We start from the raw sequence: 24,773 nt of genomic DNA, 5'->3' as shown, positions 1-24,773 counted from the left end.
GCCGCCGCTCGTGATCAGAACATACGCTCGGAGGATGAAGGTCTACCTGAGCGCGGACATGGAAGGCATCACCGGTCTCGTCGACGCCGAGGACGTCCAGCCCGCTGGGCGCGACTACGAGCGCGGCCGGGTGCTGATGACCGAGGACGTCAACGCGGCCGTTCGCGGGGCCTTCGCGGGCGGGGCGTCGACGGTTCTGGTCAACGACGCCCACGGCCCGATGCGCAACCTGCTGCCCGATCTGCTCGATCCGCGGGTGACGCTGATCAAGGGCCGGCCGAAGCCGATGGGGATGATCGAGGGCCTCACCCCGGAGTACGACGCGGTGGTGTGTGTCGGCTTTCACGCGCGGGCCGGGATCCTCGGCGTGCTGAGCCACAGCTTCATGGGGCACGAGATCGAGGACATCTGGCTCGACGACCGCCCGGTCGGGGAGATCGGGCTGCTGCACGCGACGGCCGCGGCGTACGGCGTACCGGTGGCGCTGCTGACCGGCGACGACGCGGCGTGTGCCGAGATGACAGGCTGGGACTCGTCGGTGGCGACCGTCCCGGTCAAGTTCGCCAAGGACCGCTTCGCCGCTCAGCTGGTACCGGTCGCCGAGGCGCGGGCCGCGATCGAGACGTCCACCCAGGCAGCCCTTCGCGTCCAGCGGACCACCCCGACCGTGAGCCGAAGCGCCCATCGTTTGGCGGTGCGCTGGCAGAACGCCTCGGTCGCCTCGCACCTGCCGGCTATCCCCGGCGTCAGCCGCACCGACGATCGCACGGTCGTCGTCGAGGCCCCGATGCCCGATCTCTACCGGCTCTTCAACCTGTTCCTACGCGTCGCGACCGCCATCACCAGCAACCCGCCGTACTGCTGACAGCAGCAACTGCGGGCTCTCGAGCTGCGGCAGGTGACCCGTCTCAGCCAGTACTTCGAAGGTCGCGCCGGGGATCGCCTCGGCGAAAGCGCGACCGTACTCCGGACCGACGATCTGGTCGCTGTCTCCCCAGATGACGTGAGCCGGCACCTTGATGCCGGCCAGCCGGTCGCGCAGCGTCGGGTCGGTCATAGACGTCGCGTAGACCGCCAGGGTGGCGCGGTTGCCGGCCAGCACCGCCTGCGCGGCCGGCGGCAGGGCCGACGGGTCGATCCGGAACGTCTCGGGATCGAAGTAGCTGAGCTTGGCGATGGAGGGGAAGTCGAGCGCGAAGAAGTCGACCACCGGGTGGTCGGCCACCTCGATGCCGACCGCGTCGACCAGGATGATGCGGCTGACCCGGTCGGTGCCGAGCAGCGCGAGCTCGGCGGCGATCCAGCCGCCGATCGAGTTGCCGATGACGACCACCTCGTCCAGGTCGAGCTCGTCGAGCAGCTCGGCGTAGTGCTGGGCCAGGCCGGCCACGGTGGTCAGGTGATCGGGGCGCGGAGTACCGCCGAAGCCGGGGTGGGTGGGGACGACGACGTGGTGGTCGGCGCTGAGCAGCTCGCCGAAGGCGGCCACCGTCTGCGGCCCGCCACCACCGTGCAGCAGGAGAATGTTCATATCAGGAAACTTAGATCAGCATTCTTATATAAGCAACCTGGTAAGATGGCCGGATGGAAGCATCGGTACACGACCTCGGGCGCGCGGTGAAGCAACTGCAGTGGCGTCATCACAGTGAGGCGAGCAAGCAGTTGGCGGAGCTGGGCGTCTCACTGCCGCAGTGGGATGTACTCCGCCGCCTGCACGACGTCCCGGACGCGTCGCTGCACGACCTGGCCCAGCTGACCTACCAGACCGACCAGTCGATGGGCTCGCTGGCGACCCGGATGATCGCCCGCGGCCTGATCGAGCGGCTGGCCGGTCCCGGCCGGGCGATCCGGCACCGGCTGACCCCGGAAGGCGAGCGGATCCGCGAGGCAGGCGCCGAGCTGTTCACCGGCGTCCTGGAGAACTCGGTCGGCAACCTGTCACCGGCCGAGCGCAGTACCTTGCTGAAGCTGCTGACGAAGGCTCTTGGTTAGAAACGTACAAGACGTACGAGGATGCCGACGGCACGCGGTACCTGCCGATGTTCCGGCAGCCGGTGCTGGTCTTCGAAGGAGCAAGGAGTTCCTGCCGGTCGCCCACCAGCGCGCTCTCGGCCGCGGGCTGACCCTCGCCGTCTTCACCCAGGATCTGTTTGCTACCGGAAACGACCGCGACAACCGCGCGGCCGTGAAGGCGGTCCGGCAGAGCCAGCTCGACCTGGTCGGGCTGGCCCTGCACGGACCGAAGAACGCGGTGGACAAGATCCTGAAGGGATCCCGGATGCACCCCTAGCGCAGGGTGAAGCTCTCTCGGGAGGTGGATTCCGGTTGCATCAGACCCGGCGGAAGATCAGGGCGCGCTTGACCTCCTGGATCGCCTTGGTGACCTCGATGCCGCGCGGGCAGGCGTCGGTGCAGTTGAAGGTGGTCCGGCAGCGCCAGACGCCCTCCTTGTCGTTCAGGATCTCCAGCCGCTGCTCGGTGCCCTCGTCGCGGCTGTCGAAGATGAACCGGTGCGCGCCGACGATCGCCTGCGGGCCGAAGTACTGGCCGTCGGACCAGAAGACCGGGCAGGAGGTGGTGCAGGCGGCGCAGAGGATGCACTTGGTGGTGTCGTCGAAGCGTTCCCGGTCGGCCTGCGACTGGATCCGCTCCCGGCTCGGCTCGTGCCCGTCGGTGACCAGGAACGGCATGATCGCCCGGTAGGCGTCGAAGAACGGCTCCATGTCGACGACCAGGTCCTTGAGCACCGGCAGGCCCTTGATGGGCTCGACGGTGATCTCCTTGTCCGGGTTCAGGTCCTTGATCAGCGTCTTGCAGGCCAGCCGGTTGCGGCCGTTGATCCGCATCGCGTCCGAGCCGCAGACCCCGTGCGCGCAGGACCGGCGGAACGTCAGGGTGCCGTCCTGCTCCCACTTGATCTTGTGCAGCGCGTCCAGCACCCGGTCGCCCGGCTGCAGGGTGACCGCGTAGGTGACCCACTCGGACTCGTCCAGCACCTCGGGGTTGTACCGAAGGATCTTGACCTTGACGTCCATCAGTACTTCCGCTCCATCGGCTTGTAGCGGGTCTGTACGACCGGCTTGTAGTCCAACCGGATATTGATGTTGCCCTCGGCATCGACTGTCCGGTAGGCCATCGTGTGCCGCATGAAGTTCACGTCGTCGCGCTTGTCGTAGTCCTCCCGGAAGTGCCCGCCGCGGGACTCCTTGCGGGCCAGCGCGGAGACCACCAGCACCTCGGCCAGGTCGAGCAGGAAGCCCAGCTCGACCGCCTCCAGCAGGTCGGTGTTGAACCGCTTGCCCTTGTCCTGCACCGACACGTTGGCGAACCGTTGCTTCAGGCCCTCGATATCGGTGAGCGCCTGCTTGAGCGAGCCCTCGGTCCGGTACACCTGCGCGTTGATGTCCATGGTGGCCTGCAGATCGGTCCGGATCGCGGCCACCCGCTCGGTCCCGGCGGCGTCCCGCATGCCCTCGATCAGGTCGACCACGAAGGCCTCGGGGGCCTCCGGCAGCTCCTCGAAGACGGCCGTCTCGGCGTACTCCGCGGCCGCGATGCCGGCCCGCCGGCCGAACACGTTGATGTCCAGCAGCGAGTTGGTGCCGAGCCGGTTGGCGCCGTGCACGGACACACAGGCGACCTCGCCGGCGGCGTACAGGCCGGGGATGACGTCGTCGTTGTTGGCGAGCGCCTCGCCCTTGATGTTGGTCGGGATGCCGCCCATCGCGTAGTGCGCGGTCGGGAACACCGGGATCTGCTCGGTGTACGGCTCGACCCCGAGGTAGGTGCGGGCGAACTCGGTGATGTCCGGCAGTTTCGCGTCGATGTGGGCCGGCTCCAGGTGGGTCAGGTCGAGCATCACGTAGGCCTTGTCCGGCCCACACCCGCGCCCTTCCCGTACTTCGTTGGCCATCGCCCGGGCCACCATGTCCCGCGGCGCCAGGTCCTTCACGGTCGGCGCGTAGCGCTCCATGAAGCGCTCGTTGTCCGAGTTCCGCAGGATGCCGCCCTCACCGCGGGCGGCCTCCGACAGCAGCACGCCGAGACCGGCCAGGCCGGTCGGGTGGAACTGGAAGAACTCCATGTCCTCCAGCGGCAGGCCCTTGCGCCAGGTGATGCCCATCCCGTCGCCGGTCAGGGTGTGCGCGTTCGAGGTGGTCCGGAAGACCTTGCCGAAGCCGCCGGAGGCGAACACGATCGACTTGGCCGAGAAGATGTGCAGCTCGCCGGTGGCCAGCTCGTAGGCGACCACGCCGGTCGCCTTGCCGGCCACCATCAGCAGGTCCAGCACGTAGAACTCGTTGAAGAACTCGACGTTCTGCTTGATGCACTGCTGGTAGAGGGTCTGCAGGATCATGTGGCCGGTACGGTCCGCCGCGAAGCAGGAACGGCGGACGACGGCCTCGCCGTGGTTGCGGGTGTGGCCGCCGAAGAAGCGCTGGTCGATCTTGCCCTCGGCGGTCCGGTTGAACGGCAGGCCCATCTTCTCCAGGTCGAGGACCGCGTCGACGGCCTCGCGGCACATCACCTCGGCGGCGTCCTGGTCGACCAGGAAGTCACCGCCCTTGACGGTGTCGAAGGTGTGCCACTCCCAGTTGTCCTCCTCGACGTTGGCCAGCGCGGCGCACATGCCGCCCTGGGCCGCGCCGGTGTGCGACCGGGTCGGGTAGAGCTTGGTGAGCACCGCGGTCCGGGTCCGCTTGCTGGACTCCAGAGCGGCACGCATACCCGCTCCGCCCGCGCCGACGATGACGACGTCGTACTGGTGGCGCTGCATCTCAAACCTCTCTAGAAATTACTGGCAGACCGACAGCGTCGAGCTGGGGTCGAGGCAGGGGTCGAAGGTGAAGATGACCAGGGTGCCGAGCACCACGATCACGATCGAGGCGGTGATCAGCAGGCTCTTCAGCCAGAACCGGGTCTGGTCCTTCTCCGCGTAGTCGTTGATGATCGTGCGCATCCCGTTGGTGCCGTGCAGCATCGCCAGCCACAGCATCAGCAGGTCCCAGACCTGCCACAGCGGGTTGGCCCACTTGCCGGCCACGAAACCGAAGTCCAGCGCGGTGATCCCGCCGCCGAGCATCAGGTTGACGAACAGGTGGCCGAGCACCAGCACCACCAGGGCCAGCCCGGACAGCCGCATGAACAGCCAGCTGTAGAGCTCGAAGTTGGTCTGGCCGGACCGGTTCCGGCCGCCGCCCTTGAGGGTCCGGCCCCGGGTGGAGGACCGCGGTACTGCGATCTCGGACATACTCACTCCCCGCCGAAGACGTGCATCAGGTGCCGGACCACGAACGGCACGAACAGGACGATCCAGACCACGCCCACGCCGATCATCAGCTTGCGCTGGTTGCGCGGTCCCTTGGCCCAGAAGTCGACCAGGATCAGCCGGATGCCGTTGAAGGCGTGGAACAGGATGGCCCCGACCAGGCCGACCTCCATCAGGCCGACGATCGGGTTCTTGTAGGTGCCGATCACCTCGTTGTACGCCTCGGGCGAGACCCGGACGAGTGCGGTGTCGAGCACGTGCACGAGGAGGAAGAAGAAGATCCCGACCCCGGTGATCCGGTGCGCCACCCACGACCACATGCCTTCGTGACCGCGGTACAGCGTGCCGATTGGCTTGCTGGGCAAACCGATCCTCCGATCGGACGACAGACCAGAGCCGGTGAACGCGGCGACTCCGGGGCGTCTGAACTCAGCAAAGGGGCCGCGATCGGCTCGGCCCGGAAGGGAACCAGGCCGTTCTTGATGCTATCGCTGCGGTACCCCGCTACAGCGCCGCTCCCGTGTGACATCGCTCTCTGAAGGGCGCCGGATCGCTGACTGTCACCGCGCGATCACGCTCGACCGAGCAGTTTGTTGACTTCAAGTGCGGTCGAGGGCGGAGGCTGCAGTGGCCCGCGTGACGCGGGGTGAATTGGCCCGTGGCCAGGAGCCCTTCGAGCTCTAGCGTGGGGTCAGCCGAGACGACGAGGAGAACGACAGTGAGTTTCTGGATCTGTGAGACCTGTGCGGTCGAGCACTCCGAGCAGGTGCCGGTGTGCGCCATCTGCGCCGACGAGCGGCAGTGGGTGCCCGCCGACGGGCAGCACTGGACCACGCTCGAGGAGCTGAGCGCGGCGGGGTACAAGGTCGAGGTGAAGGAGGTCGAGCCCGGCCTGTACGGCGTGACCTCGACGCCCAGCGCGGGAATCGGTCAGCAGTCGATGCTGGTCCAGACCGCTGAGGGCAACCTGCTGTGGGACCCGATCGGCTACCTGGACGACGACGCGGTCGAGCAGGTCCTTGCGCTCGGCAACGTCGCGGCGATCATCGCCAGCCACCCGCACATGTACGGCGTCCAGGTGGAGTGGAGCAAGCGGCTCGGCGGCGTACCGGTGTATGTCTCGGAGGCCGACAAGGAGTGGGTGGCGCGGGACGACGAGGCGATCAAGACCTGGTCCGGGACCCTCGACCTGCTGCCCGGGGTGACGTTGATCCAGCCGGGCGGGCACTTCGCCGGCAGCGCGGTGGTGCACTGGGCGGCAGGGGCCGAAGGCAAGGGTGTGATCCTGGCCGGCGACACGATCTTCGCCAACCCGGACCGCACCTCGGTGAGCTTCATGCGCAGCTACCCGAACCGGATCCCGCTGTCCGGCGCGGTGGTGGACCGGGTCGCGAAGGCGCTGGACGTGTTCGAGTACGACCGGCTCTACGGCAACTTCGGCGGCTGCATCCCGGTCGACGCCCGGGCGGTCGTCCGGTTCTCGGCCGACCGCCACGCGGCGTGGGTCAGAGGTGACTACGACCACCTGACCTGAATCGAGCTGGGATCAGATCGGGCTGGAGCAGGTCTTCGTCCAGACGTTGGTGCCCGGGTTGTACTGCCGCCAGTTCATCGCCGAGCGGGTCTGCGGGCCGTACACGCCGTCCGCCGTGAGCTTGTGCAGCTTCTGCACCCGCTTGACCACGGCGGCGGTGTTGGCGCCGTACTTGCCGTCGATCCTCAGGGTGGAGCCGTAGCAGAAGTTCAGGTTGCGCTGCAGCGTCTTGATCGCCGCGGTCGGGTTGCCGAACGGGTTCTGCGGGTCGCGGTTCGGCAGGTCGCCGAGCTTCAGGTTGCAGCTGAAGTTGTAGTCCTCCCAGACGCCCGGGAGGGTGATCTGCCAGCCACGGGCGAGCTTGACTGGGTAGGCGTCGTCACACTGGCTGAGCTTGGCGGAGGCCTGGGCCGGTGCCGCGGAGGCGGGCAGTGCGAGTGCCAGAGGCGCCAGCGCCATACCGACGACGGCCATCGCTGTACGAACGATCATGGTGAGACTCCCTGTATCGGTCCGGGCGGCCCCTCTGCCAGCCCAGTGCCGATTGAGACTCCGCCCGGCCCGCGATAGTTCGAGCGTTCTTGATGCTGAGATGTGGCTGCAACAAACTCGGCTCAGGCCGCCAGCCGCTTCATCGCCAGCCTGGTGTGCAGGTTGAGCATGTGCCGCACGCAGGTGTCCCAGTCGTAGAGCTCGGCCCTGCGCCGCGCCGCCTTTCTGCGATCCGGCTGCTTCGCCAGTTCCAGTACTGCGTCCGCCAACGCCGCCGCGGTCGGCCGTCCCCAGCGGCCGCAGGTCTCGTCGATGAGTTCACGCGCTCCGCCGGTATCGGCCGTGACGACCGGCGTACCGGCTGCCAGCGCTTCCAGTACTGCGAGGCCGAATGTCTCGCCCGGGCAGACGGACAACGCGATATCGGCCTCCGCGAGATGCGTCGCGAGCTTGACCCGGCCGTCGACGTACCCGTGGAAGACGATCGGCGCGCTGCCTGCGATCGCGACCAGCTCGTCGAGGTGAGGGCCGGATCCGTAGACGTCCATCCGGAGCTTGACGCCTCGCCTGTGCAGCTCGGCCGCGGTGGCGACGGCGAGGTGTGGGCTCTTCTCGCGGGACAGCCGGCCGGCGTGGACGAGCTTGAGTACGCCGTCGTCGGCTGGTTGGGCTCGGGCCGGGTGGAAGGTGTCGAGGTCAACGCCCAAAGGGATCCGGACCAGCGGAGTGGTGACTTCGTCGAACTCGGCGGCGGCGTAGCGAGACGTCACCACGACGGCGTCGTACGTGCGGCTGAGCAGTTTGTAGAGCGCCCCGACACCCGCTGCCACCCCGAGTTGGCGGCCGGTGCGGAGGGACAGCATCGCGTCCAGGCGCTCGTGGCTGAACAGCACCGAGCCGATCTCGTTGCGGCGCGCCCACCTTGCCACCGGCAACAATGTTGACTTGTCCGAGATCTCGACGGTGGTGGGACGGAAGCGTTCGAGGGTCTCGATCACTCGCCAGGGATCGGTGATCAGCCGGTAGCCGCCGCCGACCTTGGGGGCCTTCATCCGGACGATGGTGCCGAGCTCGGTCTCGATCACGGTGTCCCGCTCGCCGGGGGTGATCAGGATCCGCTCGGCGCCGGCTTCGCAGTACCCCTGGCCGAGGTGCTCGATCGCGGTCCGCATCCCCCCGGAGGTCGGCCCGACGAAGTTGGCCAGCTGGGCGATCCGCAGGCTCATGCGGCGACCTGCTTGGCGGCGGCTTCTCGCAGTACTGCGGTGTAGTGGTTGTCGACCAGGTCATCGACCACGGCCGGCCAAGTCCTCGTCTGCACTCGCTGCTGCCCAGCCGCCGCCATCTCCGCGCGCTGCCCAGGGTTGTCCAGCAACTGCGCGACGGCCTGCCGCAACGACCCGGCCAGCCCAGGCTCGAACAGCAACCCGTTGACCCCCGGCAGAATCAGATCGAGCGGCCCGCCCGCCGCCGGTCCGACCGTGACCACCCCGGACGCCTGCGCCTCCTGGATCGTCTGGCAGAACGTCTCGTGCTCACCCGTGTGCACGAACACGTCCAGCCCGGCGAAGATCGACGCCAGATCGGCGCCCCGCCGCATCCCGAGGAAGGTTGCATCAGGCAACGTGTTCTCCAGTGCTGCCCGATCCGGCCCGTCGCCGACCACGACCACGTGACAGTCCAGGCCGGCCAGCTCGGCCAGCCGCTTGACCTTCTTCTCCGCGGCCAGCCTGCCGACGTACCCGACGATCGGTTTGCCGTCCGGCGAGATCTCCCGCCGCCACTGCTCGTCGCGGTTCGCGGGATCGAACAGCTCGAGGTTCACTCCCCGCCCCCAGGTGTGCACCCGCGGCACCCCGGCCTGCACCAACTGAGCCACCGAGGCCGACGATGGCGCCAACGTCCGATCCGCCCGCGAGTGCACGCGCCGGATCCATGCCTGCACCCCACGGTCGGCCTTCGCGAACCACGGATACTGCCGGGCGAACGCGGCCAGATCGGTCTGGAAGACCGCCACCGTTGGCAACCCCAACCGACGCGCGCTCCGCAACCCGTAGGCCCCGAGCACGAACGGCGACGCCAGATGCACCAGATCCGGCCTGAACTCCGCCATCGCCCGCTCGATCGCCGGATCGGGCAACCCGACCGGAAACTCCTTGTAGCCAGGAATCCCGAAGCTCCGGGCCCGGACCACCCGGACCCCTTGATAGCTGTCAGGCCCGGGCCCGGCAGCAATGACCAGCACCTGGTGCCCCTGCACCAGCAACCGGTCGGCGACGTGGCGAACCGTGTTCGCCACGCCATTGATCTGCGGCAGGAAGGACTCAGCGACCAGCACTATGCGCACACCGCGAGGTTCCCGACCCCGTGTGAACCCTGAGCGACACTGCCATGACTCGCAGTCGACGCTTCCCCGTCGGACAACCTGCCGGGCCGGGCGAGATCTCGGTCACGTAGAGGTGCTGGATGTCACCAGCATGGTGCGTACCAGTGTCGGGGTGGTTCGGCCTACGGTTGTGGGATGAGTCATCAGACCGAGTCGGGATGGGACTTCGAGGCGGTCTACGGGCCGGACAAGCTCGAAGGGTTCGACGCAGCGGAGAAGTTGGGCGTGCCGGGGGAGTATCCGTTCACCCGGGGCGTCTATCCGACGATGTACACCCAGCGGCCGTGGACGATGCGCCAGTACGCCGGGTTCGGCACCGCGGCCGAGTCGAACCAGCGGTACCACCAGCTGATCGACGCCGGCACGATGGGGTTGTCGGTGGCCTTCGACCTGCCCACCCAGATGGGCTACGACTCCGACGCGGAGATCGCGTCCGGGGAGGTCGGCAAGGTCGGGGTGGCGATCGACTCGATCGACGACATGCGGATCCTGTTCGACCGGATCCCGCTGGACCAGGTCTCCACCTCGATGACGATCAACGCGCCCGGGTCGGTGCTGTTGCTGCTGTACCAACTCGTCGCGGAGGAGCAGGGCGTCTCCGGTGACAAGCTCACCGGCACGATCCAGAACGACGTGCTGAAGGAGTACATCGCCCGCGGCACCTACATCTACCCGCCGAAGGAGTCGCTGCGGCTGATCAGCGACATCTTCGCCTACTGCCAGACCGAGCTGCCGCGCTGGAACACCATCTCGATCTCCGGCTACCACATGGCCGAGGCCGGCGCGACGCCCGCGCAGGAGATCGCCTTCACGCTGGCCGACGGGATCGAGTACGTCCGGACGGCGGTCGCCGCCGGCCTCGACGTCGACACCTTCGCGCCGCGGCTGAGCTTCTTCTTCGTCTCCCGGACCACGCTGCTCGAGGAGGTCGCCAAGTTCCGCGCGGCCCGCCGGATCTGGGCGCAGGTGATGCGTGACGAGTTCGGCGCCAAGAACCCCAAGTCGCTGATGCTCCGCTTCCACACCCAGACGGCCGGCGTCCAGCTGACCGCCCAGCAGCCCGAGATCAACCTGGTCCGGGTGGCGATCCAGGGCCTGGCCGCAGTACTGGGTGGCACTCAGTCCCTGCACACCAACTCGTACGACGAAGCGATCGCGCTGCCGACCGAGAAGGCGGCCCGCCTCGCGCTGCGCACCCAGCAGGTGCTCGCCTACGAGACCGACATCACCGCGACCGTCGACCCGTTCGCCGGCTCGTACGTCGTGGAGTCGCTGACCGACGAGGTCGAGGCGGCGGCCCGCGAGCTGATGGACCAGGTCGAGGAGTTCGGCGGCGCCGTCGCGGCGATCGAGAAGGGTTTCCAGAAGCAGGAGATCGAGCGGTCGGCGTACCGGATCGCGCAGGAGATCGACCACGCCGAGCGGGTCGTGGTCGGGCTGAACAAGTACCGGATCGCCGAGGAGGAGCCGTACGAGCCGCTCCGGGTGAACCCGGCGATCGAGGCCGAGCAGGTCGCCCGCCTCGCCAAGCTGCGCGCCGAGCGCGACCAGGCGGCCGTCGACAAGGCGCTCGGCGACCTGCAGGCCGCTGCCCGCGGCAACGACAACTGCCTCTACCCGATGAAGGAAGCCCTCAAGGCCCGCGCCACGGTCGGCGAGGTCAGCAACGCACTTCGCGAGGTGTGGGGCGTCTACGTCCCCGCGGACACCTTCTAGTCCAGCAGTGCGGCAGCGGTCAGTACTCCGGTGCCGAGCGCGATGGCTTCCTCCGACGGGTTGAAGCCCGGCGTGTGCAGGTCGGCGGAGGTCTCGACGCCGACCGGGCGGACGCCGAGGCGAGCCATCGCGCCGGGCACGTGTTCGAGGTACCAGGCGAAGTCCTCGCCACCGAGACTCTGGTCGGTCTGCGCGATCGCACCCGAGCCCATGGTCTGCTCGACGGCCGCGCGGAACACGTCGATCGCGGCGCCGTCGTTCATCACCGGCGGGACGCCGTGCGTGACCTCGGTGTCCACCTGTACGCCGTACGGCGCGACGAGCTGCTCCGCGAGCGTCGGGATCAGCTCGGCCGCGAGGCGCCAGGCGTTGACGTCGAGGCAGCGCAGCGTGCCCTCCGCCTCGCCACGAGCCGGGATCGCGTTGGCCGCTGAGCCGGACGTGATCCGTCCCCACACCAGCGACATCCCGGCGCGAGGGTCGACCCGGCGGGACAAGGCGGCGGGCAGTTCGGTGACGAGCGTGGCCAGCGCGTAGACGAGATCGCCGGTGAGGTGCGGGCGGGACGTGTGACCGCCAGGACCGGTGAGCCGGACCAGGATGCGATCGGCGGCAGCGGTCAACGCGCCGGTCCGCAGTCCGACCTGACCGACCTCGAGGCGTGGGTCGCAATGCAGCCCGTAGATCCGGTGCACGCCTTCGAGCCCACCAGCGGCGATCACTCCGAGCGCACCGCCGGGCATGACCTCCTCAGCAGGCTGGAAGATCAACCGCACGCGACGATCGAGCAGCCCGTCGCGAGCCATGCCCGCGAGCACGAGACCGGCGCCCAGCAGAGCAGCAGTGTGTACGTCGTGACCGCACGCGTGCGCGGCCCCGTCGATGGTGGATCGCCAAGGCGCCTCCACCGCATCCGGCACCGGCAACGCGTCGATGTCGGCCCTGAGCGCGACACACATGTCGCCGGACCCGATATCGCAGATCAGCCCGGTCCCGGTCGGCAACACCTTCGGTGAGAGCCCGGCTTCGGTGAGTCGCCGCATCAGCAGTTCCGTCGTCCGGACCTCGTGCCAGCCGAGCTCCGGGTGGGCGTGCAGATCACGGCGTACCGCGACCGCCTCGTCCCGGCCCTCGTCGACGCGAGCCTTCACGTCGGCCAGCAGCAGACTGTGCGAAGTGGTCATCCCCGGATGATTGCATATCGCCACCGGACCGAATCTCAGCCATCCAGCGCGCGGATCCCGAGTTCGTTGCCCTCGGGGTCGGTAAGCGTTAGCCCGTCGGGCAGCAGTTCTCCACCGGCCGCAAGGCCTGTGGCGACGCGAGTCTGGACCTGTTCCCGGGGCACCAGCAGCTCGAGATGGACGCGGTCGCGTTGCTGCCGGCGCGGATCGTCGGCGTCCAGCTGCTGGAACATGATCACCGGGTTGAGCCGGCGCGGGTCGTAGATGTCGCTCAGGAACTCGCGCGGATCACGCTGGTAGCCGAGCACCGCCAACCAGAACGCCTGTACTGCGGGGATGTCGACGGCATCGAAGGCGAACTGGACTAAGCGCACCCGCGTCGGGTCCGCCGTCAGGCCCAGCTCGCGGGCGGCGGTCTGGACCTGAAGGGCCAGCGCCTTGAAGGCCTCTTCGTCGTTCTCCCACTGGTCCTTCCCGGTGTCGATCGCGACACCTTCGGGTCGGAGATCGATCAGCAACGGCCAGCCCGCGGCATCCGCCAGCTCGGCGACTGCGGTCGCCAGTTCGATGGCCTGCTTCGACGAGGTGGTCGGGTAGAAGGTCATTGCGCCGAACAACAGCCGCCAGTCGGGGGCCTCCGGCAACTCATCACCCGGCACCAGGTCTATTTCGTTGCCCTCGGCATCGGCCAGGGTCAGGCCGTAGGCGCCGTACGGCTCCAGCCCCTCGGCTGCCCGGAACGCCTCGACGGCTTCCGCCGTACGGACCACGTCGACATGGATCCGGTTCCGCAGCACCCGCGGCGGATCCTGTGGACCGAACGAGAGCGCCGGATCCCGCCGCAGCGGATCCACCAGCCCGTCGTACCCGAACGCACCCTGCCAGAACGCCCGCACAGCCTCTTGGTCCACAGCATCGATCTGCACCTGCATGCTCTGCACCGCAGTGTCATCCGCGGTCAGCCCGAGCTCCGGTAGCTCCGCGCCCACCCGTACGCCGCCGGCGCGCAGCTCCAGATCCGGCAGCGGCCCACCCAGCTCGGCGATCCGGGCGGCCAGCGCCGCGCTAGCGGTCAGGGACGAGGTGTCGTACCAAGCAGTCATCACCCCAGGCTAGGACTGTTCGCGGACGATCCCCGTCCGCAACCACTCCGTACTCCGGCGCAGCAGCTCGGCGTGCTCGGGGGATTCGTACGAGCGTTCGTCGTGGCCCAGCGCGCTGTAGACGACCCGCCCGGCGCCGACCTCGTGCGCCCACACCAACGGATGAGTCACGCCGTCGTGCTCGTGCACATAGAGCGGCTCGGTGGCGAGACCGTCGGCGAGGACGAGATCGGAGTACCGCTCGTCCTCCACCCAGAAGTCGCCCAGGCCGTCGGCGATCGGGTGCTCGACCTTGGTACGGCGTACCAACGTCCGGTCGAGCGGTGGGTGGAAGGACTTGCCGTGCTCCCAGCTCGCACCGATCGTCCGGTGCCAGGTCTCCAGGCCGGGGAAGGCGATGGTCGAGCTGTGGACGGCGAGCAGCCCGCCGCCGCGGGCCAGGAAGCTGTCGAGCAGGCGGCCGAACTGCTGGTCCGCGGGGGACGGACCGGTTCGGTCGGCGCCGGCACTGGCGTTGACCACCAGTACTGCGGCCTGGTCCAGCCGGGCAGCGAGTTCGTCGGGCGTGCTGACGATCTGGGCGGGACCGAAGTCACGCAGTACGTCCGACAGCCGGGCCGTCGTCTGCGGCAAGGCGTGCCAGGGATCGGCGTCCGGGCCGGCCCCGGAGTAGATGATCAGGTCGGTAGGCAATGGGTACTCCTCGGTGATCACTCTGCGTGACCGACGGGCGGCGGTCAGCAGATGTTTCGTTGCAAAGCTTCTCGTGCCGGTCACTTTCCGGTATCGAGCGTCTTTGGCCGTTCATAGATGGGCGGAGTCGCACCTATAGTCTGCGGATGCGGCACCTGGGAAGGCCTGCCGTTGACAGAACTTGGTCGACAAAGGAGACGTCCGGTGAAGAAGTACGTGCGGGGACTGGCGATCGTGAGCGTAGTGACGCTCGCCGTCGCTGCTTGTGGCAGCAAGCCGACTGAGGACACCGCCGGGGGGAGCGCCAACAAGGACTTCAAGGCCTGCATGGTCTCCGACTCGGGCGGCTTCGACGACAAGTCGTTCAACCAGACCTCGTACGAGGGGTTCCAGGCCGCCATCAAGGCGAAGGGCCTGACCGAGCAGAAGGCCGAGTCGAAGTCGGACAACGACTACCCGACCAACATGACCGCGATGGTCAGCGCCAAGTGCAACGTGATCATCGCCGTCGGCTTCAAGCTGGAGGACGCCACCGACAAGGCGGCCACCGCGAACCCGGGCATCAAGTTCGCCATCGTCGACTCCGCGCCGGAGAAGCCGATCGAGAACGTCAAGCCGCTGGGCTTCAACACCGCCCAGTCCAGCTTCCAGGCCGGCTACCTGGCCGCCGCGATGTCCAAGAGCGGCAAGGTCGGCACCTTCGGCGGCCTGAAGATCCCGCCGGTGACCATCTTCATGGACGGCTTCGCCGAGGGCGTGCGCTACTACAACAAGCAGAAGTCGAAGAACGTGGCCGTGCTCGGCTGGGACGACGCCAAGCAGGAAGGCCTGTTCGTCGGCGGCTTCGAGGACAAGGCCAAGGGCCAGAACACCGGCCAGAACCTGATCACCCAGGGCGCCGACATCATCTTCCCGGTGGCCGGTCCGGCCGGTCTGGGCGGTCTGCAGGCGGCCAAGGCGAGCAACGGCAAGGTCAACGCGATCTGGGTGGACACCGACGGCTGCGTCAGCGCCGCGGAGTACTGCTCGGTGCTGATCTCCAGCGTCAAGAAGGGCATGGACGTCGCCGTCCAGGACGCGGTCACCTCGGTGGTCGACAACAAGTTCGACAACAAGCAGTTCATCGGCACGCTGGAGAACGGTGGCACCGGGCTGGCCCCGTTCCACGAGTTCGACTCCAAGGTCCCGGCCGAGCTGAAGACCGAGCTGGACACCCTGAAGGCCGACATCATCGGCGGCAAGATCACGCTGGAGTCCAAGGCGCAGCCGAAGGCCTCCTGAACCACCCGGTGATCCCGTAGTACGGTGCGAGCCAGGAAGACGGCCCCTCACAAAGGGCCGCGCTTCCTGGCTCGCCGTCTGAAGGCCGATGTCCACGAAGGGGGCATGCCCGCATGCATCTAGAGCTCTCGGGGCTGACCAAGAGTTTCGGCTCCCTGGTCGCCAACGACCACATCGACCTGGCGATCGAGCCCGGCGAGATCCACTGCCTGCTCGGTGAGAACGGGGCCGGCAAGTCGACCCTGATGAACATGCTCTACGGGCTGCTCCAGCCCGACTCCGGCGAGATCCTGATCGACGGCGAGAAGGTCTCGATCAGCTCGCCGAGCGACGCGATCAAGCACGGCATCGGGATGGTGCACCAGCACTTCATGCTGGTGCCGGTCTTCACCGTCGCGGAGAACATCATGCTCGGCCGGGAGAACACCCACCCCGGCGGCGTGCTGGACCGCAAGAAGGCCAACGCCCTGGTTACTGAGCTGTCCGAGCGGTACGGCTTCGAGGTCGACCCCGAGGCGCTGGTCGAGGACATCCCGGTCGGCGTCCAGCAGCGGGTCGAGATCATCAAGGCGCTCACCAACGACGCCAAGGTGCTGATCCTGGACGAGCCGACCGCGGTGCTCACCCCGGCCGAGATCGACGAGCTGATCACGGTGATGCGCCAGCTCAAGGACAGCGGCACCTCGATCGTCTTCATCACCCACAAACTCAAAGAGGTCAAGGCGATCGCGGACAAGATCACCGTGATCCGGCGCGGCAAGGTGGTCGGCCAGGCCGAGCCGTCCGCGACCGAGGAGCAGCTGGCCGAGCTGATGGTCGGCCGGGCCGTCGACCTGGTGGTCGACAAGGCGCCGGCCCAGCCGGGCGAGGCGGTGCTGCGGATCGAAGGCCTGACCGTGATCGACGAGCGTGGGTTCACCGCCGTCGACGGGGTCGACCTGGAGGTCCGGGCCGGCGAGATCCTGGCCGTGGCCGGGGTCCAGGGCAACGGCCAGACCGAGCTCGCCGAGGCGCTGCTCGGGCTGACCCCGATCGCGGCCGGCCGGATCTCGCTGGACGGCAAGGACCTGACCGGGGTCTCCACCCGGCAGCGGCTGGACGCGGGGATCGGCTACGTCCCCGAGGATCGTGGCCACGACGGTTTCGTCGGCCCGTTCAGCGTCGCCGAGAACCTGGTCCTGGACCTGTTCCGGCAGGAGCCGTTCGGCAAGGGCCTGGTGCTGCACACCGACGAGATCGAGAAGAACGCGCGGGACCGGATCGAGGAGTTCGACATCCGTACCCAGGGGTCGGACCAGGCGGTCTCCTCGCTGTCCGGCGGTAACCAGCAGAAGGTGGTGCTGGCCCGCGAGCTGTCCCGGCCGCTGAAGCTGCTGGTCGCCTCGCAGCCCACCCGCGGCGTCGACGTCGGCTCGATCGAGTTCCTGCACACCCGGATCGTGCGCGAGCGCGACCAGGGCACCGCGGTGCTGATCGTGTCCACCGAGCTGGACGAGATCGCCGCGCTGTCCGACCGGGTCGCGGTGATGTACCGCGGCAAGGTGGTCGGCGTCGTCCCGTCCGACACCCCCCGCGACGAGCTCGGCCTGATGATGGCCGGCGCCTCCCGGACCGAGGCGCACGAAGTCGCGATCGAGAACCCGACCACGTTGGGAACCATCTAGATGAGCAACGAAGCAACCACCGTGCCGGTCGAGCCGCCCGCGCCGGCCCCGGCCAAGGAAGCGAACCGGTCCAGCCTGCCGAGCTGGGCGGTCCAGGGTCTGGTCTCGCTGAGCGCGATCGTGCTGGCGCTGCTGGTCGGCGCCGTGCTGATCATCATCGGCGACGACCAGGTGAAGGCCGCCGTCTCGTACTTCGGCGCCGCGCCGGGCGACACCTTCTCGGCCGCGTTCACCGCGGTCGGCAACGCCTACCAGGCGCTCGCCACCGGCGCGCTCGGTGGGATCAGCCCGATCACCGAGTCGCTGACCGCGGCCACTCCGCTGATCTGCGGCGGTCTGGCCGTCTCGCTGGCGTTCCGGACCGGACTGTTCAACATCGGCGCCCAGGGCCAGCTGATCATCGGCGCGATCCTGGCCGCCTGGGTCGGCTTCGCCTGGCACCTGCCGCCCGGGATCCACCTGGTGGTGGCGATCCTGGCCGGCCTGCTCGGCGGCGCCCTGTGGGGCGGGATCGCCGGGTTGCTGAAGGCCCGCACCGGCGCGCACGAGGTGATCGTCACGATCATGCTCAACTACGTCGCCATCTACCTGCTCCAGTGGTTGCTGACCACAACGACCTTCAAGCGGCCCGGCCGCGAGGACCCGATCAGCCCGATCGTCGACCCGAGCGCGCAGTACGCGCAGTTCGGCAGCACCCGGTTGCACATCGGCTTCTTCCTCGCGCTCGCCGCCGCGGCCTTCGTCTGGTGGCTGCTGAACCGTTCGACCGTCGGCTTCGAGCTGCGGGCCGTCGGCGCCAATGCCGACGCCTCCCGGACCGCGGGCATGTCGGTCGGCCGCGCGTACTTCATCGCGATGGTGGTGGCCGGCGCGCTGGCCGGTCTGGCCGGCACGCAGCAGGTGCTCGGCACCGACCTGCCGCTGACCGACGGTGTCGCGGCCGAGGTCGGCTTCGACTCGATCACCGTCGCGCTGCTGGGTCGCGGTACGCCGCTCGGCACCGTGCTGGCCGGGCTGCTGTTCGGCGCCCTCAACGCGGGTGGTCTGCAGATGCAGCTGCAGACCCAGACGCCGCTGACCCTGACCACCGTGCTGCAGGCCGTGATCGTGCTGTTCGTCGCCGCCCCGGCGCTGGTGCGCTCGATCTTCCGCTTCCTGCCGAAGGATCGCGGTCCCGGTGCCGTCCTCGCGAAAGGCTGGAACGGATGAGCGAGTCGACCAAAACCGCCGATACTCCGCCGACTCCGGTGGCTGCTACCTCTACGACACTGCCGATCGAGGCACCGGCCGAGCGGACCCGCCGGTTGCGCGTCGGCGGCCTGATGGTGGTCTTCGCCCTGATCGGGCTCGCCCTGGCGATCGCCACCAAGGGTGGCAAGGCGACCTTCCAGCTGGTCTCCGGCGACCTGGAGCACAACCTGGTCGGCATCCCGGCCCAGCCGGTCGCGATCCTGCTCGGCGCCCTCGGACTGCTGGCCGCCGTGGCCTACGTGCTGCGCCGGGTGCCGACGAAGTACGCCGGCTGGCTGGCCGCAGTACTGGGCGTCAGCTTCATCGGCGCGTTCCTGTGCTGGGCCGCGGCCGGCAAGGTCTTCCCGCTGGCCAACCAGTTCCAGGGCACGCTGAACTTCGCCACCCCGCTGATCCTCGGCGCGCTGGCCGGCGTCCTGTGTGAGCGGGCCGGTGTCATCAACATCGCGATCGAGGGCCAGTTCCTGGTCGGCGCGTTCACGGCAGCCGTCGTCGCCAGTACTACGGGCAGCGCGGCCGCGGCGTTGGTCGCCGCCGCCGTGACGGGCGTGCTGATGGCCTCGCTGCTGGCCGTGTTCTCGATCAAGTACCTGGTGAACCAGGTGGTCCTCGGCGTCGTGCTGGTGGTCTTCGCCTCCGGCATCACCGGGTACCTGTTCGACCAGTTCCTGCAGGCCGACTCGGCGAACCTGAACACCCCGGACGTGCTGTCCGCGGTGAAGATCCCGCTGCTCGGCGACATCCCGTTCTTCGGGCCGATCCTGTTCGACCAGACCGTGCTGGTCTACCTGACCTACATCGCGGTCGCGGTGGTCACCTTCGTCCTGTTCCAGACCCGCTGGGGCCTCCGGGTCCGCGCGGTCGGCGAGCACCCGAAGGCGGCCGACACGGTCGGCATCAAGGTCAAGCGCGTCCGGTACTCCGCGGTGCTCTGGGCCGGCGTGCTGGCCGGTCTCGGCGGCGCGTTCTTCACCGTCGGGTACGCCGGTTCGTTCAACAAGGACATGACCGCCGGCAACGGCTTCATCGCCCTGGCCGCGCTGATCATGGGCCGCTGGCACCCGATCGGCGCGATGGTCGCCGCGCTCTTCTTCGGCTTCGCCACCCAGCTGCAGTCCCAGCTGCAGATCATCCAGACCCCGATCCCCGGCGAACTGTTGCTGATGGCCCCTTATCTGGCCACCATCATCGCCGTGGCCGGCCTGGTCGGCCGGGTCCGGGCCCCGAAGGCGGACGGTGAGCCCTACGTCACCGAGTAGCCGGCCGTCGCCCGCCTCGCCTCCGGCGCACCGGCCGGAGGCCGAGCCGTCCATGGCGGTCGCCGGAGCCAGTCCGACCTCGACAGCTCCCGCTCAGCGCCCCGGCTCTTCACCCGCGTTTCTCCGCCCGGAGGGCGGAGAAACGCGGGAGGTGGCGTCGTGAGGGATGCTGGTGGAGTGACTGTGGACTGGGTGGAGCTGCGAGCGGCTGCTGTGGCTGCGATGCGCAGGGCTTATGCGCCGTACTCCGGTTTTCCGGTCGGGGCTGCCGCGTTGGTCGACGACGGCCGGATTGTTGCCGGGTGCAACGTGGAGAACGCGTCGTACGGGCTGACTTTGTGTGCCGAGTGCGGGCTGGTGTCCGCGCTGCACGCGAGTGGCGGCGGCCGGCTGGTCGCCTTCACCTGTGTGGATCACAACGAAGAGCTCCTCACCCCGTGCGGCCGCTGCCGGCAGTTGCTGCACGAACACGGCGGACCGACTCTCCTGGTGGAGTCCGCGACCGGCAGCCGCCCTCTGCGCGAGCTGCTGCCCGACGCGTTCGGGCCCGAACGACTGGAGGATTAGTGTCTTTCGACGCGGTAGACGTCATCCGCACCAAGCGGGACAAGGGCGAGCTGAGCGACGGTCAGATCGACTGGGTGATCGACGCCTACACCAAGGGCGCGGTCGCCGACGAGCAGATGTCCTCGCTGGCGATGGCGATCCTGCTGAACGGGATGAACCGGCGCGAGATCGCCCGCTGGACCGCGGCGATGATCGCCTCCGGTGAGCGGATGGACTTCGCCAAGCTGTCCCGGCCGACCGCGGACAAGCACTCCACCGGCGGCGTCGGTGACAAGATCACGTTGCCGCTGGCCCCTTTGGTGGCGGCCTGCGGGGTCGCCGTGCCGCAGCTGTCCGGTCGCGGCCTCGGCCACACCGGCGGCACCCTGGACAAGCTCGAGTCGATCCCCGGCTGGCGCGCCGCGCTGTCGAACGACGAGATGATGCGCCAGCTCGAGGACGTCGGCGCGGTGATCTGCGCGGCCGGTGACGGTCTCGCCCCGGCCGACAAGAAGCTGTACGCGCTCCGCGACGTGACCGGCACGGTCGAGGCGATCCCGCTGATCGCCAGCTCGATCATGAGCAAGAAGATCGCCGAGGGCACCGGCGCGCTGGTGCTGGACGTCAAGGTCGGCACCGGCGCCTTCATGAAGGACCTCGCCGCCGCCCGCGAGCTGGCCTCCACGATGGTTGCCTTAGGCACTGATGCCGGCGTCAAGACCGTTGCCCTGCTCACCGAGATGTCGGTCCCTCTCGGCCTGACCGCCGGCAATGCCCTGGAGGTCAGGGAATCCGTCGAGGTGCTGGCCGGTGGCGGCCCCGCGGACGTGATCGAGCTGACCGTCGCCCTCGCGGTGGAGATGCTCGCGGCAGCAGGCGTCACCGACGTCGACCCGGCAGAGAAGCTCCGTGACGGTACGGCGATGGACGCCTGGCGCCGGATGATCGCAGCCCAGGGCGGCGACCCCGATGCCGAGCTGCCGATCGCCCCCGAGCAGCACGTCGTCAAGGCGGCGTCGACCGGTGTCCTGTCCACCCTGGACGCGTTGTCCGTCGGCGTCGCGGCCTGGCGCCTCGGTGCCGGCCGCGCTCGCAAGGAAGACCCGGTCTCCGCGGTCGCAGGCGTCGTACTGCACGCCAAGCCGGGCGACCAGGTCACCGAGGGTCAGCCGCTTCTCACCCTGCACGCCGATGACGCAACCCGCTTCGATCGCGCCCTGGAGTCGCTGACCGACGCGATCGCGATCTCCGACTCCTACACGCCGACCCCGCTGGTGATCGATCGCATCACGGCCTGATCCGCAGTACGGCTGGTCAGCCTGACTTGGTGGTCAGGCGGGCTTGCTGCAGGCGAATCACCGCGGTGGCCAGCTTGAGGTCCGGGACCGGCGGCTTCTCGAGGCTGCCGGTCTGAGTAACGGTGACTTCGGCAACCATCGTGCCGACGGTGATGCTCGCCTCCGCAACCGCGACCACCTTGTCGGTCGCCCCGGTGATCGCCGTGCGAGCGTCGGTGAGCGCGCCCGGCAGACCCGGTACTGCGAACGGCTTGGCGTGCTCGGTTTGGTTCCAGAAGCCTTGCTGCAGGTCATGCGCTTTGGGCTTCGAGGCGGTCTTGAAGAGTTGCACGGTGACCCGCTTACGCCGGTCAGGGCTGAGCCGGAAGGTCTGGTAGCCGTCCTTGCAGCCTGCGTTGAGCAACAGGGCGAGGTCCTCGGCAGGTACGGCGGACAAGGTGTCGACGAAGGTCTGCCGGGTGAACGGACCAGTCAACTGGGTCGGGTCACCGGGAGCGCCCTTCAGGAAGCCGCCGGGGACAACGGCCAGCGCTGCCAGGCCATTGGTGGGTATCGCGACAGCGGCAGGGGTCGTGGTCGGCGCGGTCGTAGCGGCTGGAGTGGTGGCGGCGCCGGCGTCGTTTCCGCAGCCGGTCAAGGCGGCCAGCCCGGCCAGGGCCACGACGGCAACACCTGGCGTGACTCGCCTCACAATTCCTCCGCTGGGTCTGGTGGACTACCGAAGCAGCCCACCAGACCAAGGTGAACGACAGGCAAATTGGGTCAGTAGCGAGTGCTGATGGTGACGCCGCCGCAGGCGGTTGCGCCGTACAGGCTGAGGTAGTGGTAGCCGGCGGTCGGGTTGGTGACGGTGATCGATTCGGTGTTGCCGGAGGCAATCGATCGCTGGGTGTAGGCGGAGGTGGTCGCCCAGGTTGCCCGGTTGTAGTACAGGTCGCAGTTGCCGGTGCCGCCGCTGGTGGTGATCTGCAGTTGGGTCGTGCCGGCCGGCAGGTTGAGGTAGAAGTAGTCGTAGTTGCCGGTGGTCGTGCCCCGGTTGCCGCGCTGGCAGTTCTTGCCCAGGACCCGGGCATCGCTCGCGGTGCACTCCGGCAGGGTGGTGCCGCCGCCACCTCCGCAGTTGCCGGCTCCGCAAGCCGTCAGCCAGCTGGACCAGTCAGCGTCGTACCGGGTGCCGATGGTGGTGCGGAGATAGTTGTTGGCTGCGGTCCAGTTGCCCGATCGGTAGTAGTTCAGGACGGTGGTGATGTCGCCGCGATGCGACTGCAGCATGTAGCGGACGGCCAGGTAGCCCCACTGGTAGATGCGGGTGCTGTCGTTGCTGTAGGTGGTGCCGAACAGAGTGCTGAGCGTGTAGGTGCGGCGAGCAGCCTCGGTGATCGCCGCGGTATAGGTCTCGTTGCGGTACGAGTAGGACACGTACTCCGCGAAGCCCTCGATCCACCAGATCGTCGGGGTGGTGACGCCGGCGGTGAAGTCGCCGAACATGTCGAAGCGGCCGTCGAGGTAGTGGGTGTACTCGTGGTTGAGGTTCCAGATCGCGAACGCCGGACGCAGCCACTCGGCCTCGTAGGCAATGAATCTGGCCTGGTTACCGACCGCGGCCGGGTCGCCCTCGAGGTACATCCCGCCGTTGTTGGTGTCGATGCCCCACATCGCCCCGGCGTAGGTCTGGTAGTCGGTGCTGGAGTTGTAGACCACCACCTCCAGGCTGGTGTTTCGATCGTTCGCGACCGGGCCGGGATCGGCGACGATGCCGTGGAAGTAGGCATCCTGGTTGGCCAGGCTGGTGCAGCTCGCTGCCAGCTGGGCGGCCGTCATCTCCTGGGCCCGGATGCGCAGGGTGGAGCTGCAGGTGTGGTTGATCGGCAGTACTGCGGCCGCCAGCCTGGCCTGCAGATTGCAGATTCCGTAGTACGCGCAGTTGGCGTTGTCGTGGTAGTCGGCGAGCTCGGCGACGCCTACCCAGAGTGGCGCGGTCGGCCCTTGGATGGAGGTCTGCGTCAGCAGGCTTTTCGCCAGCGGCCGGACCTTGGCCAGCAAGGCGGAGTACTGGAGGAAGCGGGTGAGTTCGCGGCCCGCGTTCGAGGTGAGGTAGCTCTGCTCGCCGGACAGCAGGTCCTTGTGGTTGGAGGCGAAGCTGTACAGGGTGTCGATCACGCTCGGATCGGCCTGTACCGCGGACACGAACTCCGGCACCTGGTGACCGCGGAACAGGACGACGTACACGTTGTTGACCGCGTTAAGCATCCACCAGGACGCGTTGTAGGTGCTGTTGTAGCCGGTCAGCATCCGCTTGACGACGGACAGGTAGCGGGCGTTCTGGGCCGAGCTGTCGATCAGCGTGATCGCCTCGGACAGGGTCTCGCCGTTGGCATCGCTGACCTCGAACGCGTAGGCGTTGGCGAAGAAGCGGTCGAGGCCGGCCTGGATCGCGGTGCGGAGGGTGGGGCCGTAGGTGCCGACGGTGGTGGGGTCGTACCACTGGACGTAGTAGCCGGCTCGGAGATACAGGGTCAGTTGCGCAGTACCGGTTGAGTTGTTGCCGGGGTAGCTGATGCCGTTGTCCCGCAGGCCGTAGGCGACGGTGGCCATCTGGGCTTCGCGGAAGGCGGAGTACGCGTTGGCGCCGGTGAGGCTGAAGAGGGAGTTCACGCAGTCTGTGGTGGAGGCCTTGATCTGGTTGACCAGGGCTTGGCCGGTGCGGCTGGTGAAGTCCGCGATGTTGCAGGCTGCTGCGGCCGTCTTTCGGGCGGGGAGGTCGTAATCTCGGCGTAGTTCGTGTTTTGCCGCGGGCAGTGGAGCCCGTTGGTTCACCGGCAAGGTCGCGTCGGCGACGTGCGCCGGCTCGTCGTTGGCGGTGGATGGGCCGAGACCGAGGGCGGGGGCGGGCGCCTTCGCTGCTGGCGCCGCTTGGACCGGACCGGCGGTGAGACCGAGCCCGGTCAGGGCGACGGTGGCGGCCAGGAAGACCACCAGGCGTTGTGGGGGTTTCATCAGTTTCGTCCTCCGGGGCGGGGGCACGCGAGCCGCGTGGCTACGGTGGGAGAGTGGCGGTGATCCGCAACGTTTCGGAGCGTGCCACGACGAGCAGTGC

At 68.3% G+C, this 24,773-nt stretch carries 24 protein-coding genes; 11 read left to right on the top strand and 13 right to left on the bottom strand.

What is annotated here, in order from left to right; genetic code table 11:
* The first annotated feature begins 34 nt into the window (after nucleotides 1-34).
* Nucleotides 35-865, top strand: coding sequence for a M55 family metallopeptidase (locus AB0P21_RS13625; protein WP_363696434.1), 831 nt, complete (start codon nucleotides 35-37; stop codon nucleotides 863-865).
* On the opposite strand, the gene AB0P21_RS13620 is transcribed toward AB0P21_RS13625, so the two are convergent.
* Nucleotides 821-1,531 carry an alpha/beta hydrolase gene (locus AB0P21_RS13620; protein ID WP_363696432.1) on the bottom strand — a complete coding sequence of 237 codons (711 nt, stop codon included), beginning with the start codon at nucleotides 1,529-1,531 and terminating at the stop codon, nucleotides 821-823. The genes AB0P21_RS13625 and AB0P21_RS13620 overlap by 45 nt on opposite strands.
* A gap of 53 nt (nucleotides 1,532-1,584) precedes the next feature.
* Between AB0P21_RS13620 and AB0P21_RS13615 the strand changes: the two genes are divergently transcribed.
* Both AB0P21_RS13615 and AB0P21_RS13610 read left to right on the top strand, forming a co-directional pair.
* Entirely contained in the window at nucleotides 1,585-1,992 is a 408-nt protein-coding gene (locus AB0P21_RS13615; protein ID WP_363696430.1) for a MarR family winged helix-turn-helix transcriptional regulator, read from the top strand.
* Nucleotides 1,985-2,290 carry a DUF2000 domain-containing protein gene (locus AB0P21_RS13610; RefSeq protein WP_363696429.1) on the top strand — a complete coding sequence of 102 codons (306 nt, stop codon included), beginning with the start codon at nucleotides 1,985-1,987 and terminating at the stop codon, nucleotides 2,288-2,290. The genes AB0P21_RS13615 and AB0P21_RS13610 overlap by 8 nt, the downstream gene beginning before the upstream one ends.
* Before the next feature lie 40 nt (nucleotides 2,291-2,330).
* Here the strand turns inward: AB0P21_RS13610 and AB0P21_RS13605 are convergent, their stop codons facing one another.
* Genes AB0P21_RS13605 through sdhC form a run of 4 tightly spaced genes read right to left on the bottom strand, consistent with a single transcriptional unit; the run spans nucleotide 2,331 to nucleotide 5,634 of the window.
* Complete coding sequence (locus AB0P21_RS13605; protein ID WP_363696428.1) at nucleotides 2,331-3,035, bottom strand: succinate dehydrogenase iron-sulfur subunit; 705 nt, start codon at nucleotides 3,033-3,035, stop codon at nucleotides 2,331-2,333.
* Nucleotides 3,035-4,777, bottom strand: a complete 1,743-nt coding sequence (gene sdhA / locus AB0P21_RS13600; RefSeq protein ID WP_363696427.1) for a succinate dehydrogenase flavoprotein subunit — start codon at nucleotides 4,775-4,777, stop codon at nucleotides 3,035-3,037. Before sdhA ends, AB0P21_RS13605 begins: the two co-directional genes overlap by 1 nt.
* A gap of 18 nt (nucleotides 4,778-4,795) precedes the next feature.
* Nucleotides 4,796-5,251: a succinate dehydrogenase hydrophobic membrane anchor subunit gene (locus AB0P21_RS13595; protein ID WP_363696425.1), complete on the bottom strand. Its 456-nt coding sequence runs from the start codon at nucleotides 5,249-5,251 to the stop codon at nucleotides 4,796-4,798.
* 2 nt (nucleotides 5,252-5,253) lie between these two features.
* A complete protein-coding gene (gene sdhC, locus AB0P21_RS13590; protein WP_363696423.1) occupies nucleotides 5,254-5,634 on the bottom strand; it encodes a succinate dehydrogenase, cytochrome b556 subunit in 381 nt (126 codons plus the stop codon).
* A 353-nt stretch (nucleotides 5,635-5,987) separates the two neighbouring features.
* Between sdhC and AB0P21_RS13585 the strand changes: the two genes are divergently transcribed.
* Nucleotides 5,988-6,803, top strand: coding sequence for an MBL fold metallo-hydrolase (locus tag AB0P21_RS13585; RefSeq protein ID WP_363696422.1), 816 nt, complete (start codon nucleotides 5,988-5,990; stop codon nucleotides 6,801-6,803).
* A 12-nt stretch (nucleotides 6,804-6,815) separates the two neighbouring features.
* On the opposite strand, the gene AB0P21_RS13580 is transcribed toward AB0P21_RS13585, so the two are convergent.
* The 3 genes from AB0P21_RS13580 to AB0P21_RS13570 all read right to left on the bottom strand — a co-directional run bounded on the left by AB0P21_RS13580 (nucleotide 6,816) and on the right by AB0P21_RS13570 (nucleotide 9,642).
* On the bottom strand, nucleotides 6,816-7,295 hold the full coding sequence (locus AB0P21_RS13580) for a peptidoglycan-binding domain-containing protein (RefSeq protein WP_363696421.1): 480 nt from the start codon (nucleotides 7,293-7,295) through the stop codon (nucleotides 6,816-6,818).
* Between the two features lie 122 nt (nucleotides 7,296-7,417).
* Nucleotides 7,418-8,521: a glycosyltransferase gene (locus AB0P21_RS13575; RefSeq protein ID WP_363696420.1), complete on the bottom strand. Its 1,104-nt coding sequence runs from the start codon at nucleotides 8,519-8,521 to the stop codon at nucleotides 7,418-7,420.
* A complete protein-coding gene (locus AB0P21_RS13570; RefSeq protein WP_363696418.1) occupies nucleotides 8,518-9,642 on the bottom strand; it encodes a glycosyltransferase family 1 protein in 1,125 nt (374 codons plus the stop codon). The genes AB0P21_RS13575 and AB0P21_RS13570 overlap by 4 nt, the downstream gene beginning before the upstream one ends.
* A gap of 174 nt (nucleotides 9,643-9,816) precedes the next feature.
* Between AB0P21_RS13570 and AB0P21_RS13565 the strand changes: the two genes are divergently transcribed.
* Entirely contained in the window at nucleotides 9,817-11,397 is a 1,581-nt protein-coding gene (locus AB0P21_RS13565; protein ID WP_363696417.1) for a methylmalonyl-CoA mutase family protein, read from the top strand.
* Here the strand turns inward: AB0P21_RS13565 and AB0P21_RS13560 are convergent.
* The 3 genes from AB0P21_RS13560 to AB0P21_RS13550 are packed head-to-tail and all read right to left on the bottom strand — an operon-like array spanning nucleotide 11,394 to nucleotide 14,377.
* Nucleotides 11,394-12,581 carry an amidohydrolase gene (locus tag AB0P21_RS13560; RefSeq protein WP_363696415.1) on the bottom strand — a complete coding sequence of 396 codons (1,188 nt, stop codon included), beginning with the start codon at nucleotides 12,579-12,581 and terminating at the stop codon, nucleotides 11,394-11,396. The genes AB0P21_RS13565 and AB0P21_RS13560 overlap by 4 nt on opposite strands.
* Before the next feature lie 35 nt (nucleotides 12,582-12,616).
* On the bottom strand, nucleotides 12,617-13,684 hold the full coding sequence (locus tag AB0P21_RS13555; protein ID WP_363696414.1) for a VOC family protein: 1,068 nt from the start codon (nucleotides 13,682-13,684) through the stop codon (nucleotides 12,617-12,619).
* Between the two features lie 9 nt (nucleotides 13,685-13,693).
* The gene (locus AB0P21_RS13550) at nucleotides 13,694-14,377 is read right to left on the bottom strand and encodes a ThuA domain-containing protein (protein WP_363696412.1); all 684 of its coding nucleotides are present in this window, start codon (nucleotides 14,375-14,377) and stop codon (nucleotides 13,694-13,696) included.
* A 204-nt stretch (nucleotides 14,378-14,581) separates the two neighbouring features.
* Between AB0P21_RS13550 and AB0P21_RS13545 the strand changes: the two genes are divergently transcribed.
* The 6 genes from AB0P21_RS13545 (at nucleotide 14,582) to AB0P21_RS13520 (ending at nucleotide 21,676) form a co-directional block, all read left to right on the top strand.
* Nucleotides 14,582-15,658, top strand: coding sequence for a BMP family ABC transporter substrate-binding protein (locus tag AB0P21_RS13545; protein ID WP_363696410.1), 1,077 nt, complete (start codon nucleotides 14,582-14,584; stop codon nucleotides 15,656-15,658).
* A 113-nt stretch (nucleotides 15,659-15,771) separates the two neighbouring features.
* On the top strand, nucleotides 15,772-17,322 hold the full coding sequence (locus AB0P21_RS13540; protein ID WP_363696408.1) for an ABC transporter ATP-binding protein: 1,551 nt from the start codon (nucleotides 15,772-15,774) through the stop codon (nucleotides 17,320-17,322).
* On the top strand, nucleotides 17,323-18,531 hold the full coding sequence (locus AB0P21_RS13535) for an ABC transporter permease (protein ID WP_363696406.1): 1,209 nt from the start codon (nucleotides 17,323-17,325) through the stop codon (nucleotides 18,529-18,531).
* Entirely contained in the window at nucleotides 18,528-19,832 is a 1,305-nt protein-coding gene (locus AB0P21_RS13530) for an ABC transporter permease (RefSeq protein ID WP_363696404.1), read from the top strand. The genes AB0P21_RS13535 and AB0P21_RS13530 overlap by 4 nt, the downstream gene beginning before the upstream one ends.
* Before the next feature lie 177 nt (nucleotides 19,833-20,009).
* Complete coding sequence (locus AB0P21_RS13525; protein WP_363696496.1) at nucleotides 20,010-20,399, top strand: cytidine deaminase; 390 nt, start codon at nucleotides 20,010-20,012, stop codon at nucleotides 20,397-20,399.
* Nucleotides 20,399-21,676: a thymidine phosphorylase gene (locus AB0P21_RS13520; protein WP_363696402.1), complete on the top strand. Its 1,278-nt coding sequence runs from the start codon at nucleotides 20,399-20,401 to the stop codon at nucleotides 21,674-21,676. The genes AB0P21_RS13525 and AB0P21_RS13520 overlap by 1 nt, the downstream gene beginning before the upstream one ends.
* 16 nt (nucleotides 21,677-21,692) lie before the next feature.
* Here the strand turns inward: AB0P21_RS13520 and AB0P21_RS13515 are convergent, their stop codons facing one another.
* Nucleotides 21,693-22,367: a hypothetical protein gene (locus AB0P21_RS13515; RefSeq protein WP_363696400.1), complete on the bottom strand. Its 675-nt coding sequence runs from the start codon at nucleotides 22,365-22,367 to the stop codon at nucleotides 21,693-21,695.
* Nucleotides 22,368-22,438: 71 nt separating this feature from the next.
* On the bottom strand, nucleotides 22,439-24,673 hold the full coding sequence (locus AB0P21_RS13510) for a M9 family metallopeptidase (RefSeq protein ID WP_363696398.1): 2,235 nt from the start codon (nucleotides 24,671-24,673) through the stop codon (nucleotides 22,439-22,441).
* Between the last annotated feature and the right edge of the window lie 100 nt (nucleotides 24,674-24,773).

The sequence above is a fragment of the Kribbella sp. NPDC056861 genome, assembly GCF_040687575.1.
Lineage (GTDB): Bacteria > Actinomycetota > Actinomycetes > Propionibacteriales > Kribbellaceae > Kribbella.
The sequence above is the reverse complement of the archived record's forward strand: the minus strand, read 5'-3'. Positions and strand labels throughout refer to the sequence as shown.